Annotated in this window: 17 protein-coding genes; 8 read left to right on the top strand and 9 right to left on the bottom strand. The window is 33.8% G+C overall.

Annotation, left to right across the window (positions count from 1 at the left end; genetic code table 11):
* Positions 1–63: 63 nt before the first annotated feature.
* Positions 64–3,258 carry a DUF5060 domain-containing protein gene (locus tag ABD077_RS06640; protein ID WP_343911568.1) on the bottom strand — a complete coding sequence of 1,065 codons (3,195 nt, stop codon included), beginning with the start codon at positions 3,256–3,258 and terminating at the stop codon, positions 64–66.
* A gap of 360 nt (positions 3,259–3,618) precedes the next feature.
* Here ABD077_RS06640 and ABD077_RS06635 point away from each other — a divergent pair, with 360 nt between their 5' ends.
* Positions 3,619–4,107, top strand: a complete 489-nt coding sequence (locus tag ABD077_RS06635; RefSeq protein ID WP_343911567.1) for a MarR family transcriptional regulator — start codon at positions 3,619–3,621, stop codon at positions 4,105–4,107.
* Positions 4,108–4,112: 5 nt separating this feature from the next.
* Positions 4,113–4,577, top strand: coding sequence for a GNAT family N-acetyltransferase (locus ABD077_RS06630; protein WP_343911566.1), 465 nt, complete (start codon positions 4,113–4,115; stop codon positions 4,575–4,577).
* Between the two features lie 66 nt (positions 4,578–4,643).
* Here the strand turns inward: ABD077_RS06630 and ABD077_RS06625 are convergent, their stop codons facing one another.
* Together ABD077_RS06625 and ABD077_RS06620 are read right to left on the bottom strand one after the other, a co-directional pair.
* A complete protein-coding gene (locus ABD077_RS06625) occupies positions 4,644–5,495 on the bottom strand; it encodes a hypothetical protein (protein WP_343911565.1) in 852 nt (283 codons plus the stop codon).
* A gap of 27 nt (positions 5,496–5,522) precedes the next feature.
* Positions 5,523–6,335: a hypothetical protein gene (locus ABD077_RS06620; protein WP_343911564.1), complete on the bottom strand. Its 813-nt coding sequence runs from the start codon at positions 6,333–6,335 to the stop codon at positions 5,523–5,525.
* An 831-nt stretch (positions 6,336–7,166) separates the two neighbouring features.
* Between ABD077_RS06620 and ABD077_RS06615 the strand changes: the two genes are divergently transcribed.
* The 6 genes from ABD077_RS06615 to ABD077_RS06590 all read left to right on the top strand — a co-directional run bounded on the left by ABD077_RS06615 (position 7,167) and on the right by ABD077_RS06590 (position 12,478).
* A complete protein-coding gene (locus ABD077_RS06615; RefSeq protein WP_343911563.1) occupies positions 7,167–7,895 on the top strand; it encodes a hypothetical protein in 729 nt (242 codons plus the stop codon).
* A gap of 12 nt (positions 7,896–7,907) precedes the next feature.
* Positions 7,908–8,564: a hypothetical protein gene (locus ABD077_RS06610; protein ID WP_343911562.1), complete on the top strand. Its 657-nt coding sequence runs from the start codon at positions 7,908–7,910 to the stop codon at positions 8,562–8,564.
* Positions 8,537–9,334, top strand: a complete 798-nt coding sequence (locus ABD077_RS06605) for a sensor histidine kinase (RefSeq protein ID WP_343911561.1) — start codon at positions 8,537–8,539, stop codon at positions 9,332–9,334. The genes ABD077_RS06610 and ABD077_RS06605 overlap by 28 nt, the downstream gene beginning before the upstream one ends.
* Before the next feature lie 141 nt (positions 9,335–9,475).
* On the top strand, positions 9,476–10,114 hold the full coding sequence (locus ABD077_RS06600) for a response regulator transcription factor (RefSeq protein WP_299603672.1): 639 nt from the start codon (positions 9,476–9,478) through the stop codon (positions 10,112–10,114).
* Positions 10,115–10,412: 298 nt separating this feature from the next.
* Positions 10,413–11,873, top strand: coding sequence for an RNA polymerase factor sigma-54 (rpoN, locus tag ABD077_RS06595; RefSeq protein ID WP_343911560.1), 1,461 nt, complete (start codon positions 10,413–10,415; stop codon positions 11,871–11,873).
* Between the two features lie 47 nt (positions 11,874–11,920).
* Complete coding sequence (locus ABD077_RS06590) at positions 11,921–12,478, top strand: hypothetical protein (protein WP_343911559.1); 558 nt, start codon at positions 11,921–11,923, stop codon at positions 12,476–12,478.
* On the opposite strand, the gene ABD077_RS06585 is transcribed toward ABD077_RS06590, so the two are convergent.
* The 6 genes from ABD077_RS06585 to ABD077_RS06560 all read right to left on the bottom strand — a co-directional run bounded on the left by ABD077_RS06585 (position 12,473) and on the right by ABD077_RS06560 (position 16,469).
* Positions 12,473–13,171 (bottom strand): porin family protein, encoded by a 699-nt coding sequence (locus ABD077_RS06585; protein WP_343911558.1) that lies wholly within the window; start codon positions 13,169–13,171, stop codon positions 12,473–12,475. The genes ABD077_RS06590 and ABD077_RS06585 overlap by 6 nt on opposite strands.
* 148 nt (positions 13,172–13,319) lie before the next feature.
* Positions 13,320–13,799, bottom strand: a complete 480-nt coding sequence (locus tag ABD077_RS06580) for an ExbD/TolR family protein (RefSeq protein WP_343911557.1) — start codon at positions 13,797–13,799, stop codon at positions 13,320–13,322.
* 19 nt (positions 13,800–13,818) lie between these two features.
* The gene (locus ABD077_RS06575; protein WP_343911556.1) at positions 13,819–14,439 is read right to left on the bottom strand and encodes an ExbD/TolR family protein; all 621 of its coding nucleotides are present in this window, start codon (positions 14,437–14,439) and stop codon (positions 13,819–13,821) included.
* Positions 14,440–14,857: 418 nt separating this feature from the next.
* The gene (locus tag ABD077_RS06570; protein ID WP_343911555.1) at positions 14,858–15,340 is read right to left on the bottom strand and encodes an ExbD/TolR family protein; all 483 of its coding nucleotides are present in this window, start codon (positions 15,338–15,340) and stop codon (positions 14,858–14,860) included.
* A gap of 24 nt (positions 15,341–15,364) precedes the next feature.
* On the bottom strand, positions 15,365–15,973 hold the full coding sequence (locus ABD077_RS06565; RefSeq protein ID WP_219007113.1) for an ExbD/TolR family protein: 609 nt from the start codon (positions 15,971–15,973) through the stop codon (positions 15,365–15,367).
* 1 nt (position 15,974) lies between these two features.
* A complete protein-coding gene (locus ABD077_RS06560) occupies positions 15,975–16,469 on the bottom strand; it encodes a phosphoethanolamine transferase domain-containing protein (protein ID WP_343911554.1) in 495 nt (164 codons plus the stop codon).
* Between the last annotated feature and the right edge of the window lie 34 nt (positions 16,470–16,503).

Raw genomic sequence — 16,503 nt, 5'->3', positions numbered from 1 at the left:
ATAGCAAAAGGATTGGATAATCATATCCAATCCTCTTTACAAATAGTTAGATAGTTAGTTACACTATTGTTTAATAAACTTTAAAGTATTTTGATTTTTTCCATCTCTAATCACCATGAAATAAACTCCTGAAGGAATACTAGAGATATCTATCGAAGAATTATTATCAGGTTCCGAAATTTCTATAGCAGAAATCACTTTTCTACCAGTCATATCATATACAGATACCTTTCCTTGAGTTAGTCCTGCTACATTTACTATATTATTTGCAGGGTTGGGATATACCCTAAATTGAGCCTTATCAAATTCTCCAACAGACAATTGACAATCTGATAATACTACATCAGGTCCTGTACCCGTCGGTTTTGTATATGCTTTAGAAAGAACAAATTTATCGATTTCTGTTCCATCTTCTCTCATAGACAATGAAATTGTATGTACTCCCGCACTAGGAACATCAATATAAATAAGTTGCTCTTCACCACAGTGATTCGCATTTGTCCGTTGTTTACTTTCCCAAGTCCATTGATTTTTACCAGCACACCATTGCATACGTTGTCCAGAAGCTGGCCAAGTACCGTTGATTCCTACGTGTAGCCCATTATCTTCAGAACCTGTAGAATACAAACGTACCCAAACAAAATATTTTCCTGGAGAATTGAACTTCACATTATAGTCTAAAACCCCCACTACTCCAGGTGTGTTAGAAAAGCTTTCTCCATTAACCAATGGATCATCATGAGTTACTCTGGTATCAGGTAAAATTTCTAAGTATCCACCACCACTGGCAGAAGCATGATGACTAGGATCTGGATCTGGAGTTGGTGTAGAAACCGTTCCATCTTGGAAATACCATTGTCTTTTTTCTGTCTTGGTTTGGTTTACGAAGTCTTCTGCTTCTATTGCTACCACACCATTCTCTTCTGTAGGTACACATGAAGAACCATCTCCATCTCCTCCACCATCTCCATCACCACCATCATTACAGTCAGTTAAGGATACAATGATTTTTGGAGCCACAGCTCCTTCTTTAGAATGAAACGAAACATCATTAGAACCTGTATGTTTTAGTATTAATGAAATTGTTTCTCCTTGTGAAACATCAGATAAGGTCCATTCATATGATTGCCCAGCAGAAAATGCACCATTTATAGAGCCTATTTTATCACCTTCTGATGGCTTATTAGCATCGGATAAGTTTCCTTCTGTCCAATTGTTAGCGTTTCCTTTATAAACATCTATAGTACCCTGACCAGGATCATCGTTTACTGTTAATCTCAGTTTAATAGCACTCACTGCATCTTCTGTTGATGGCACATCAAACTGTAAATACGAAACCCTATTTCCTTGCTCCACTCTGAGTTCATCCGTATTAAATCTAGTAGTTCCTTGTAAATAGGCATCTTGTGTTGCTATACTTTCTAAATCATCACAGGTTGGCTCTCCGTCTGATTCACCTTTTATCAAAGCTACCCAATCATTAGTATCTGGGGCAGATAAAGAATTGGTAACTCCTTGTGCAGAAGACAATGCTCCTCCTGATCTTGGATTAAACCACTGTACCTGCCAAGTTCCTGAAGGTAAACTAATATTAGTTGATCCACCATCTGGAAGATACACCACATATACCTCATTTGGTTTTGCTAGTACATAATCGTCAGCAGAAGTAAGACCATCAGAAGACACCATATCCACTAAATAAGAATCTAAATACGTTTCAAAAAAGTGCAATGCATGACTAGCTTGTGTATATTTTACATCTCTGGACCTATGATCCTGAGCTGTTAAATCGGTTTCGCCTGTTTGGTAACCGTAGTAATACTCTACTCCTGTACCACCAGCCATAAATGTTCCCCAAAGTACTTGATCACGAACCAATTTATCTTCAGTACCATCCTGATCTACTCCTATATTTGCGCTTCCTTGTTCATCATTAGCAACTACCCATTTCTTTCCAGCATTTCTAGATTTCTCAAGCCACCTTCTTACATCATTATGCACATTGTTTTTTCCTGTTTGAATAGAGGCTCCAGTAAGTTCAGAATTAGCACCCAATAAAGGATCATATCTTTGGTCCTGCTGATTTGGATATGTATGCAACACAATATGATGGTCATAAGGATCTACATCTTTAATATAAGATGCAATACTTTTCACCACATTATCAGGAATTGTTGTCTCTTCTGTAATATTCCAGTTTAATGCTAAATGATGTCCGAATCTCGCAATCAGTTCTCTGTAATACAATTTTCTTTCTCTACCGTTGGTATTATTATCCATCATATTATCATTCTCCGTCTCCATGGTTTTAAAATGCATAAACACCCCTTTTTTATCAGCATATTCAAAGATCTTTTCCCATTGAGCCATTTTTGAAACATCAAAACGATCTTTATGTACACCCTGATTCCATTGCTGACTATCATTATATCCATTATACACGCTTTCGGTAACCTTTAGTAAATGGGGGAATACATTTTCATCGTCTCCATGTAGGCTAAGCGTTAAAAAAGAAAACGCATTCAATCCTTTGGTAGAAAGATAATTAACCACTCCTAATAGTTCAGACCCTTTTCCTCCATCCCAAGTATATGCTGAAGCATCAGATGCGACATAATCTTGTTGGTGGGGATTCCAATTTTTTCGTCGGTTTCCTCGGTTTGGTGTATTATCGAAATCTTCATAAGCCAAGGTATTCTCTGGAGCATCTGCACCTGCCTTAACAAACCAGTTACCATTAGGGTTTTCTGGATCTGTACCAGAATGTCTTAAGTAGTGTTCCCCTACGTATTGTAATCTACCTTTATCCATGGCTCTATGATCACGTCCTGTTTTATCAGATTCTGCGATATTAAAAGAACCAGTATCTCCATCCATAAATCCAGCTGATGCTCCTCCATTCGTAATTGCAATATCATCTCCAGTTTTAAAAGAAGCTGTCCAGTTCCATGTACCTATTTTACCAGGTGCAAAATGAACTTTCCAAATCGCTCCGGAATCACAACTAGATTCTGCCGGGTCTTCACATCCGGCATAATAGCCTGGAACTGTGTAAGAAGAAGAACCATTGGTAAATGTAACATCCAAACGATAATCTGAGAATGGATTCGGATTTGCCGTCTCAGAAGTGTTTGGCCCTGTAAATGAAAGGGTAACTTTATGCCATCTTTTTAATTCGCCTTGAGGATTTTGGGCACTAATTGTAAAAGAAAAGAATGCAAATAGTGCAAATAGTTTTAGTCGAGTTGAAGTGATCATTGTGTGGTTAATTTTGTTGATTGTTATATTCGGGTTTATTATTGAAAATCAAGGATTAAAAAAACAGACGCATCCCCGAAGACCATAATCTATTGATAACGAAACTATTGAACAAAAATTACCGAAAATCTATGACGAATAGTATTAGTAGTAATTAAAGTAGTATTCGTTGTAATACAGAAAGAATTCGAAAATGAAATTCCTATAAAAACCCTATAAAAAGGAAAACCTACCATCGATAATTCATATTTCACCATATTCCTGATTAAGAATACATGATATAGAATCAACATTCTTCTTGTATACAATTTCTAAATTCTATATTTTTACATAAGCACTTATATAATTACTTATTAATTGATGAAAGATTCTTTACAAGAATTTGGAGAATTAGGATTGGGATCAAGATTTAAACGTCTTAGCGACTACTTGATGAAAGAAACTCAAATAGTGTATAACACGCTTCAAATACAATTCGACCCTTATCTATTTCCTATATTCAAGATTATTGCAGATCAAAACATAGTAACCACTTCAGAAATTCAGGAGCAACTACATTATACGCAACCAGCGATTACACAAGGTTTACAAAAACTATCAAAGAAAGGTTTGATACGATATAAAACAGACACCAAGGATAAGCGAAAAAAACTATATCAATTATCCTCTCAAGGAAAAAAAACACATGATCAACTAGTTCCTGTTTGGCAAACTATAGACAAGCAAGTCAAATGGGTTACTGAAGGTTCATCGACTAGTTTAACACGCCACTTAACCTATATGGAGAATCAGTTTAAAGAGAAATCTCTTAGCAAACGTATATTAGAAAACATTAGACAACAACCATAAACGCCATGAAAGAAGTTACAATTATCCCATTTGACCCAAAGTATGCCAAAGATTTCGCTGATCTTAATGTCGCTTGGTTAGAAAAATACTTCGTTGTAGAACCTCACGACGTAGAACTTTTAGAAAAATGTGAAGAAACCATTATCAATAATGGAGGCCATATATTCTTTGCTAAAGTTGGCTCTGAAATTTCGGGAACCTTTTCATTGATCAAAAATCAAAAAGGTATCTATGAGTTAGGAAAAATGGCAGTGTCTCCAGAATTTCAAGGACAAAAAATAGGACAGCAACTCTTAACTTTTTGCATTGACTTTGCCAAAAAACAGCACTGGACCAAACTTATACTTTACTCCAATACGAAACTAGAAAATGCCATCTACATTTATAAAAAATATGGTTTTACAGAAATTGAACTTGAGAAAGATTCACCATATTTACGAAGTAACATAAAAATGGAGCTTATACTATAAAAACAAAGCCCACCCAGCTAACACACATGCCAGGTGGACTTCCACACTTACAATAAATATGCTTATTTAATTGTAATCGTTTATAGCTACTTTATAATTATTACCGTAGTTATTATCCCAATATTCGTTTCCGTTTACTCTATACACAACAGCGTACTCCACTTCATTAATTGAAGGGTCTAATGCAACATATCCTTGCCATCTTTCTATACCAAAATTATTCGGACTTTGCACTGTAAACAAAGGGCCATTAGACCAAAACTGACGATACGTTAGCGGCAAATACCCTTGTGTTTGCCAATTATCCAATGTATACACTACTCCTACCTCTTTGTCTGGAGCCAAGTTTCGCACATCTACCGTAACATTGAGAGAGTTGGTATTACCATTTGGAAAATATGACAAGCTTGTATAGTTTGTATCTACATTGACGTTAAGTTCGGGATCTGCAAAGAACCAACCTTCCATTCTAGACATAGCATAATTAGAACCATTATTATTGTCCCAATATACCGTTCCATCTACTTCATATCGAACTACAAACTCATCTGAGTATATTCTATCAATTGCAAATCCACCATGAGTATAGGCTGCAGTCCATAATTCTTTTTGTCCATCTTCAATACTTTGATCATAAGCTAATGGAATATCATCCCAACTACCATCAACTTTCTGATGGTAAATACTAACATTCTTTGCATACGCTAAATTTTCAACTTCCACCGTAAAGTTTCTTGTATACGACTGAAATCCTCTATAAGAACTGTAAACCGTCCAAGCTTTTACTAATTGTACAGGATCTGAATTTTTTGTTGAAACTTCTGATAAATTTATTGAAGCTTCTGAGTTTTCCATAAAATCATCTTGACTACAAGAGAGTACTACAAGACTGATTAATAGATAAAGGTACTTTTTCATTTTAAATGATTTGTTGATTATTATTGGTTAATACGTGATTTTACTTAGGGTATAGTTATTTCCGTAGTTATTATCCCAGTATTCTTCGTCATTTACCTTATACACTACTGCAAACTCAATAGAATCTACTTCATCTGGGACTCTGATTAGTGTGTCATAAATATCAACATCATGCTGATTTGGACTCATGATATAATGTGCATATCCTACTCTAAAATATCGTTGATAAGACATCTGTACAGTATTTTTTGTTGCCCAGTCATCTGTAGTATACACTACTTCTACTGTGGCATTAGCACCATAATTTCGTCTCGCATTTACATTGATAGCAAACGAAGTTCCAGCCCATCTAGTAAAGCTATCATTTACCTCTACATCTACATTTGGCGATAAAAAGCCTCCTACATTGACCAACATGCTATAGTTCTTGCCACTATTATTATCCCAATACGTTTCACCATCTACAGTATATTTTACCACAAAGTCAGTACTATAGATTTCGTTATCAGGTGTTACCTCTCCTACCCAAATTTCTTCATTATTACCAATGCTTTGATCATACGTTAATGGAATATCGACCCAACTACCATTATTGGTTGCGTGGTGTATAGCTACTTCTTTCTGGTAAGCTAAATTTTTAACCTTTACCTTAAATTTACGTTGGTAGTTAATCTGAACAGGACTACTCCTATTTGCGGTCCATGCGCTTATGAGTTTCACATTTTCGGAACTATTTTTTGAAGATAGTTCGATTGTCATTTCTGAGTCCAAGGTTTCTACATCTGATGCACAGGAATACAAACCAAAGATTACACTAAGTACTAGATAAATTTTTCTCATGATTGCGGTTATTAGTTTTTGTTTAACATTGTGAGTTAGCAAAAGTTACTTTTCGAAAAGTTTAGTTCTTAGCTGTTCTAGCTACTATGAAGTAAGAAAAGAAAAGGCCGCTTGGCGATTTGAAAGTTAATTTTTAACAATTTATTTAACGAAAAACGTTTTCGCTAAAATCAAAAATTAACATTTTTTTAAATCCATTTTTTTGACATTATCAAGTCGCTCTATTTTCCCCGTTATTTACTAGAAAATTGACAATTCTATCGAAAAACTTTCGTGCCTGTTTTCGCAAAAATTTAGTAGAAAAATCCCCAAATATTATCGATTACGAAAACAAAACACCTCTTATAGCTAGACAATCGTTAATGATTTAATAAACTCGTACTACAAGTTCGTACAGTTTTTCTTACAATAAGATGATAAGGGATAGAAATCTAATACAGATGCTTGGTAGATTACCTTACTTAAAAACATTGCCCAAAATCTCTTCCTCCCTAATCTGCGGACAGGCTTTAACAAAGGGACTTTATTAGCTCCTCTACTTTTGAAGGAGAGGTTGGGAGAGGATACAACAAATCAACCGTTATTCCACTTTTTTTAAAAGGGGTGTTTACCCCTTTTAGATACAACTCAATTTCTCAGAAAATGCTCAGAAGCGCTTGTAATTCAGTATTTTCAACAATAAAACCGTAATTGCTACTTCGCTGAATTTTTTAAAACTATTTAAAATGGTATTTTTAAAACTGAAAACTTAACAAAAACTTAAGTTTTTTAACTAACTAACATTTTGGCCGTTGCCAAAATCACACAAATACTTATTAAACCTATCAAAAAATGAAACTACAAACTAACCTTATCAAACAGTATCTAATGATTGCATGTGCCTGCCTTTTATTAGGATCATGCAATAAATCCAATGAAGCCACAAATTGCGCTGAATTAGAAACTTATAAAAAAAAGATCGAAACCTATGAAAAAGAAATTGCAGAATTAAAATCTCAATTGGGCAGTATCGATGATAAACGAAAACCCGAAAATATCATCCAATCCGGTTTTGCTAAAGAGATCTTCCACTTATATGATCAACGAGAAGAATTAATCAACGAAGTAGTAGGGCAAGATGGAGAAGGAAATGAATTTAAAGCTACTCGATCTTTGTTCTATGATATCGATGAATTACAGAAGTACATTCGATATGTAAGAGTGCAATCTCGTAGAGCTAAAGTGAAGCCATCTGGATTTAGATTTTATTTTGCCTTATATCCAGATAACTATTTAAGAGACAAAGAAGATAAAAGATACGCAAAAAGACAGACCTTTTTTATAGCACCAACACAAGAAGTAAAAGATGCTGCTGGTAATATAGAACACCTGGGATACACCTTAGACAATAACTTTAAAGTCGAATTATTAAGAGATAAAATAGGCCTGGATAGTAGAATCGATAAAAATGGAAATATTCAAAAAGCAGGATTTTTTAATCTTAATTTAAGTGCCTTTGAAGAAGAAAATAGTTTAATCGCTAATGAACTTCAAGGATCACCACCAAATGGCGAACACTAAAATTTATAATGAATGGGAGAACTTTTATCTGATCCACGAAATCTAGCTGTATTTATTCAATTGTTAAGCGCTATTTTTAGTCTTATATATTATGATAAATACAAAAAAGTTCCTGTTCTTAAATTATTCCCATTTTTACTTTGGTATATATTATTCAATGAAGTTTTAGGATTTTGTATAAGACAATATATCTCCGATCATAATGCCATAATATATAATGTATATTATGGCATCAATTTCACATACCTTCTAATACTTTACAGAAGATATCTTACAAACAAAAAATCAAAACATTTGGTTTTAGGATTTTTAATACTTTATTTGTTAGCTTATGTTCTCGAAGGATTCTTTAAAAATTACATAAAAGAGTTTCAAACAACAGCATATATAATAGCGTCTTTATGCTTAATCATAACTATAATATTATACTTTGTTGAGATCTTGAATTCAAACAAAATTTTAGCTATCAAAAAAAATTTATTGTTCTGGATAAGTGTAGGTCTTTTAATTTATTATGCGGGATATACTCCATACCGGATCATTAGAAATATATATACTGAACTTGATAAATCATCCGCAATTATTGCCGTAATGATAACCTTAACTGTTATCATGAATACTTGCTATATAATAGGTTTTATATGGAGCCAGAAGAAAGAGCAATACTAGTTGCTAGCATTATTCTTGTCATGATTATAGTCATGATGATTGTTTTATTTCTTATATACCAGAGGAGAAAGAACAGTCTTTTATTACATCAAAAAGAAGCTGAAAAGAAATTTGAAAGAGCCATTGCCGAAACCCAGATAGAAATACGTGAAGAAACCTTGCGCAATATTAGCTGGGAATTGCATGATAATATTGGTCAGTTATTAACGCTTGCCAAAATACAGGTAGATGTAGCCAAAGAAGATCCAGAAAAGTTACCAGAGGTTACGGACACTATTACAAAGAGCTTAATAGAATTAAGAGCTTTATCAAAACTCATTAATCCTGATGCGATTAAGAGTTTAAGTCTTACAGAAGCTATTGCACTAGAAGTAGAACGTTTTAATCGTTTACAGTTTATAGAAGCCACCTTAAGTAGTAATACAGAAGTACGTACCTTAGATGACAAAGCTGAAGTCATTATTTTTAGGATATTACAAGAGTTTTTTAGCAATACCATCAAACATTCTAAGGCTTCTACATTAAGTGTAAACGTAAAATATAGCAATGAGAAGCTGGTGATTCATGCTAAGGATGATGGAGTTGGATTCGACATGAACGATGTGAGAAATAAAAAGCAAGTAGGTATTGGTTTATGTAATATGCAAAACAGAGCTAAATTGATCAATGCAGAAGTTAGCTTAGATGCGGCCAAAGGAAAAGGAACAGCGATTACACTAACTTATCATTATAAAAAACTGGAACAAGAAGAGGAAGAGGATTTATATTAGTTTGTTACACTGAGCTTCATCCTAAGACGGACAGATGTCGAAGTGTACAAAAATAAGAGAGTCTTCGACAGGCTCAGACTAACGTAAGAATCAAAATAAACAAGCGCATAAAAAGCACTATACACACAAAACATCAAAAAAATGAAATACTCAGTAGTTATTGTAGAAGATCATATCCTATTATCACAGGCACTAGCAGGATTGGTGAATGGGTTTTCTAAGTTTAAAATATTATACCTGTGTAAAAACGGAAGAGAGTTACTTACGCGATTTAAAGATCCAAAAAACATTCCAGATATTGTATTAATGGATATTAATATGCCCATTATGAATGGTATCGAAACTACTATTGCTCTTAAAGAAGAATATCCACAAGTAAATGTATTAGCCCTTTCGGTAGAAGAAGATGAAAAAACCATTCTTAAAATGCTGAGAGCAGGTGCCAAAGGGTATTTACTAAAAGACACAGAGAAAAGCATCTTAGAAAATGCATTAATAGAAGTACAGGAAACCGGGTTTTACCATACCAAAGATGTGACCAATTTATTATTAGGTTCTCTAAATCCTAAGAAAGAAAACAAAGTAGTACTTAAGGATCGCGAGATGGAATTTATTAAACATGCATGCACCGAAAAAACGTATAAAGAAATTGCAAGCGATATGTGCTTGAGCCCTAAAACAATCGAAGGATATCGCGATTCTATATTCGAAAAACTACATCTTAAAAACCGAACAGGGTTGGTCATTTATGCGATTAAGAATAAAATTTTCATTCCTTGATCAGTATTTATTTGGCTTTTTTTTAACTAAAAAAAGCGTCTATTAATGTGTAATAAATCTATTTTGGCGCGTTTATTGATTAGTTGCATGAAATAGTTTTAAAAATTTATGCTTTAAGTAAATTTTTGAGCTATTTGAATTAGATCCCATACTACATATGGGATTGGTTCAACTATATTTTTTTAATTCTTTGTTTTCAACAAATTTTAAAAAAGTTTCACTAAACTAACCATCGAATACCTACAAAAATACGCTGTATTTTGTTTATTTTTGTAAGTATAAGAACATTGATATTTTTATGCTTAAGCAACAACTAAATTTTAAACTCTCTCAAAAACTTTCTCCACAGCAGATTCAATTAATGAAGTTAATACAACTTCCTACCCAAGCTTTTGAACAACGTCTAAAGCAAGAAATGGAAGAGAATCCTGCACTAGATAGTGGAAAAGAAAAAATGGATGAGTACGAAGATGCTTATAGTAATGAAGGCAGTGTAGATGATGATTATGGTACTGAAAAAATAGAAACCGAAATCAATGTAGATGAATATCTTAGCGATGACGAAATACCTAGTTATCGCTTAAGTTCTAATAATTACAGCTCTGATGATGAAGAAAAAAATGTTCCGTATGCTTCGGGAACTTCTTTCCATCAACATCTCGTAAATCAACTGAATACGTATCGATTCGAACCAGAAGAAAGAGAAATAGCAGAATTTCTTGTGGGCAGTATTGACGAAAGTGGCTATATACGAAGATCTCTAACAGATATACTGGATGATCTTGCATTTACACAAAATGTATATACCACAGAAGAAAAAATTGAAAGCATCCTAAAAACAGTTCACCAACTGGACCCAGCGGGTGTTGGCGCCAGAAATCTTCAAGAATGTTTACTAATTCAATTAAACAGAAAAGAAACTACGCTTCCCATAAAATTGGCCACACAGATTTTAGAAAAGTCTTTTGATCACTTTAGCAAGAAACATTATGAAAAACTACTTGCTAAGTTTGATATTACAGAAGATCTGTTGAAAGAAGCAATTGAAGAGATCGAAGGATTAAACCCAAAACCAGGCGGAGCTTATGCAGGAAACAACAAGCTAATAGAACACGTAGTTCCTGACTTTACCATAAGAATTGTTGATGGAGAACTGGAACTTACCCTAAATGGTCGAAACGCTCCAGAATTGCACGTTTCTAGAGAGTACAATAATATGCTTCAGGGCTATAAAGCCAGTAAACAAAAATCTAAATCTCAAAAAGATGCAGTATTATTTATAAAACAAAAATTAGATGCTGCCAAATGGTTTATAGAAGCTGTTAAACAAAGACAACAAACACTTTTTTTAACGATGAGTGCAATAATGCACTATCAGGAAAGTTATTTTTTAAGTGGAGACGAGCGTAGTCTAAAACCGATGATCCTAAAGGATATTGCTGATGAGATTGATATGGATGTAAGTACTGTGTCCAGAGTGGCTAACAGCAAATATGTAGACACTCCTTACGGAACTAAACTGATCAAAGAATTCTTTTCTGAATCTATGACCAATGATCAAGGTGAGGAAGTATCCACAAGAGAGATTAAAAAAATACTGGAAATAACCATAGGAGAAGAGGATAAGAAAAAACCTCTTACAGATGAAAAGTTAGCTAAAATCCTTAAAGAAAAAGGATATCCTATAGCTAGAAGAACGGTAGCTAAATATAGGGAACAATTAGATATTCCTGTAGCCAGGCTGCGAAAGAAGATTTAATGAATTTTTTACTAAAAAGCATTTCATACATTTTTCACCCGTTACTGATGCCAATTGCTGGCGCGGTAGTTTATTTTGTTACTGCTCCAAGATTTATTCCTGAAAACATAGTACAAGCTAAAATTTTTGGATTAGTAGTCGTTACTATCTTAATTCCTATTGTCCTTTACTTTTTTCTAAAGACAATGGGTATTGTCTCTTCTATACATTTAGAAGATGCAAAACAAAGAAAAATCCCTCTTCTTCTGCAATCATTAATTTTACTTCTAGTAATTAAAATGATTATAGATGTATATAATTATCCAGAACTATATTTTTTCTTTCTTGGGGTCTTATTATCCTCATTAAGCGCCATATTTATTGTCTTTTTTGATATTAAAGCAAGTTTACATATGCTTGGCTCAGGAGCAGTTACGATGTTTACCATTGCTTTAAGCATCCATTTTGAGATCAATCTAATATTATTGATAGCAGCAATGATATTTGCCAATGGCCTTGTAGCAACTTCCAGATTGCACGAAAAAGCGCATACAAATTTAGAATTAACATTAGGATTCCTGATTGGAGTAATACCCCAGCTCACTTTGCTGAATTTCTGGTTATAGTATATAGAACATCAGGCCTATTTTAGCAGCATTTAGACCAACTCTCTCATTTCCTATTCTAGCATCTCCGTTAAACAAAGGATTAAGACTATAATAAAAATGGAAATTAAAGGTATTCCAACCAAATGTAAAAGTAGCTCCTACTCTCCATCGATCTAACTCATCAATTTTGATCTGCCTTACCTGGTTACCAGGTTGCTCAAACTTAGCATCGAAGTAGTACAAATAACCAATTCGTAATCCTGTATAAATCCTCCAAAACTTATGCGTATTAGGAACAGAGGTACGCCATCTAAATTCCAAAGGCGCTTCTACCAAATGTGTGATAAATTTATTCTTGTCATAATCTATTCCATCAAGATTCCTAAAAATACTCTGTCCTGTATCTATATCCTCTCCGATGAAAAGATTTTGTCCATAGGTATTAATTGAATATCCTAAACCTAACCCTATAGCCACATTTCGTCTTTTGTTGATCGGCATATCTCTGGTATATCCAAGATGGAATCCTCCAGAAAATCCAGATTGACTTATCCCAGAGGGTGTATTCCAAAGTAAATTAAACGTAAAACCTGCATAAAATTGATCCTCCCTGTAGAGCGAATCTAAGACCGTTTTTTTTACATTCTCTACCGTAGTATCACTTTGACCAAAACCAGATGTTACCGCAAACATAACACCTATTAAAGTCAATAATAATTTTTGAATTTTTGAATTTTTCAATATCCCTCCCATACAATTCACTAAAATAATTCTATTTCTTTAGAAAAGATAACGTTTTAGAAAAAGAATAAGAATTCCATGAATACTCATGGAATTCTTATAAATATTCAATAGGTTTTTATTTCAAATTATCTGTAGCTTCTCCACTTCTAGTAGTATAATTAATCTTAAGCATACGTACATCTCTCAGTTCTTTCTTGATATCACCAACTAACCCCATTTTAGTATCCTTATCTACTTTTAAAGCAGTTGTTAAATAAGGCTGTAACTCCTTCGGTTTAGACTTTATCTCTTCCAATACAAAGGGTTGAATATCTTTAATATTTGCAAATTTATCGTTCAGCTGAATTTTAGCTTCGGATCCTACATTTTTATACCGAGAACTTGGTTTTCCGGCATAGATATGAATGACCATATTTTTACGATCTAATTTCTCTATTTGATCCGCAAATGGCAATTCATTCTTAACTATTAATGTATCTTTTCTCATTACTGTTGCCACCATAAAGAAGAACAATAACATAAACACGATATCGGGTAGTGATGCTGTAGATATAGCAGGCATACCCTCTTTTTCTTTTTTCTTAAATATAGACATATGGATATTTTTTTATTAATTATAATTCGGCCGTTACTGGTTCCGCTTCCGAAAGCTTCTCCGGATACATACCTCTAACCTCTTCAATTTGTTGTTTAAGTTTATCTTTATCTCCAGAATAGTTAGGGTCTTTTAAATGATCTCTCATTAAAGTAAAAGTCATTCCATATAATCTTGTCGCCTCTCTATTTCTTAACTCGGTATAAGCTGCTACCAATTCATTCTGAACAGCGATATATGCCTCATAATTGGTTTCTCTACTATTAATAAGTGAAATAATTGCTTTATTGGGATTATCAGAAGACTTAGGATCATGAGCTCCCTTGCAATAGGAACAATATTGATCTGACTCTCCTCCTCCATTATCCAAAAAAGCAATTGCCGCCTCTCTCAAATCCTTTAGTTCTAATCGCTTTTTTTCAACAAACAACTCATTAAGTTGATTTAGCTCTACCCTAAAAAGGTTTTTCTCCTTTACCATTACACTGCCATTTTTTAATTCTTCAGGAGGTGGTGGTAGCTTCCTATTAATTCCATAATCCGTTTGGATAGTTGTACTGACCAAAAAAAAGATCAATAATAAAAAGGCAATGTCTGCCATGGAACCTGCGTTCACTTCTGGTGCTAATCTTCTAGCCATAATAATTCATATTTAGTTAATAATTACGTACTAAATCAATTACTGCGAACTCGAAGTGATATGTATATTTGAAAATAAAATGGACCTATATAAAAAACATATAGAAACCTCAAAGTGACGCTAAAAACAGCATCCACTAAAGATAAAACCGATAACTCCATTATTTCAATATCACGTGGCTTGGAAGGTTAGATATTGATGTAATTAGTAGATCACAGTCTTATATATTTGCAACAATAGTTATGCCATATCGACATGATCATGTATAAAAATTGAATATTAGTGTTTTACAATTGTAAGTATAAAAAGATTTTGAATAGTAACTTTCAGAGAACAAACCAGAGTTCTTATTCAAAAACTATATTAAACAAAAAATCCCGCTTTTCAGCGGGATTTAAATATATAAAGTCTTTAACCTTTATTCAAAATTTCCAGTTGCGGCACCTTCTCTTGTAGTGTAATTTATTTTTAGCGCTTGAACTTCTCTAAGTTCTTTTTTAATATCACCCACAAGACCCATATTCGTATCACCGTCTACTTTTAGAGCAGTAATCAGGAATGGTACCTCTTCTTCCCTTTTAGCAGCCCTTTCGGCTAAAATAAAAGGTTTAATATCACTAACCTCAGCAAATTTGTCATTTAACTGAATTTTTGCTTGCGTACCTGCACTCGCTGCATACCTAGAACTAGGCTTACCAGCGTAAATATACATTACCAAGTTCTTCTTATCCAATTTTTCAGTCTGGTCTGCCTGAGGAAGTCTATTTTCGATTTTTAGATTATTCTCTCTCATTACCGTAGCAACCATAAAAAAGAATAATAACATAAATACGATATCTGGCAATGATGCTGTAGAAATAGCAGGCAATTCACCACCTTTTTTCTTTTTAAATTTAGACATAATTTCGTTTTTACGTTTATACTATTATTTCTTTGGCTCTGCTTCAGAAAGCTTTTCTGGATACATTAACTGTATTTGCTTAATCTGATCCTTAAGTCTATCCTTACTACCAGAATAATTTACATCTTTAAGCTCTTCTTCCATTTGAGTGAAAGATTTACCATACAGACGTTCAGATTCTCTATTACGCAATTCAGTATATGCTGCCACTAATTCGTTCTGAACGGCAATGTACGCTGCATAACTTGTTTCTCTGTTGTTTCGAAGGGAAATCACGGCTTTTTCAGGATTATCTGAAGAACTTGGACTTCTTTCTCCTTTACAATAACTACAAGCCTCATCACCAGTTCCTCCTCCATTATCTAGAAAAGCAACAGCTGCAGCACGCAATTCACTCAACTGCATTGGCGCCTCCTCTACTAAAAGATCGTTATTTTTATTTAATTCTACTACAAAAATATTTTTCTGTTTTAGAATAGGAGGTTCTACAGTTTCATCCAATGGCGGTGGTAACTTACGGCTAATACCTCTATCTGTATCAATGGTTGTAGTAACCAAAAAGAATATAAGAAGTAAAAACGCAATATCCGCCATAGATCCCGCATTCACTTCTGGTGCTGATCTTCTTGCCATATTATTTACCTATTAATTTTTTAACTCCTGATAAAACCATTAAACCAACAGCAATTGCTGCTAAAAAGTAGAACGCATAAATACCTGTTCCTACCCATTTCGAACCGCTAGCAGAAAGAACTTCTCCATCTTTCATTGGCGTTTCTACACCTTGTGCCATTGCATATCCAATACCAATTACTACTAAGAAAGCAACGATACCTATTCCTGCTTTCTTAAGACCAGCAGGATTCTTTGCTAAAGCTGAAAAAACTGCAATCAATGTAGCGATAATAATGATTACAAAAATTACTAGTGTAAGGTTATACATAGGACTAACTAAAGAAGTAGCTTCTGCAAAAGCGGATGATGATGTATCTTTCACCAAATCTTTAGCTTCCGTGATACCATAGTTATCCATAAGCGTTGTAAAGTTACCATTCATTAGAAATAACAATACCGCACCTATTGCACCTACCGCTAGTACAACATATGATAATATTTTTGAAATTTTCATGTGACTTATGTTTTATAACGAGTCGTTTAATTAC

Source organism: Aquimarina litoralis, assembly GCF_039523995.1.
Lineage (GTDB): Bacteria > Bacteroidota > Bacteroidia > Flavobacteriales > Flavobacteriaceae > Aquimarina > Aquimarina litoralis.
The sequence above is the reverse complement of the archived record's forward strand: the minus strand, read 5'-3'. Positions and strand labels throughout refer to the sequence as shown.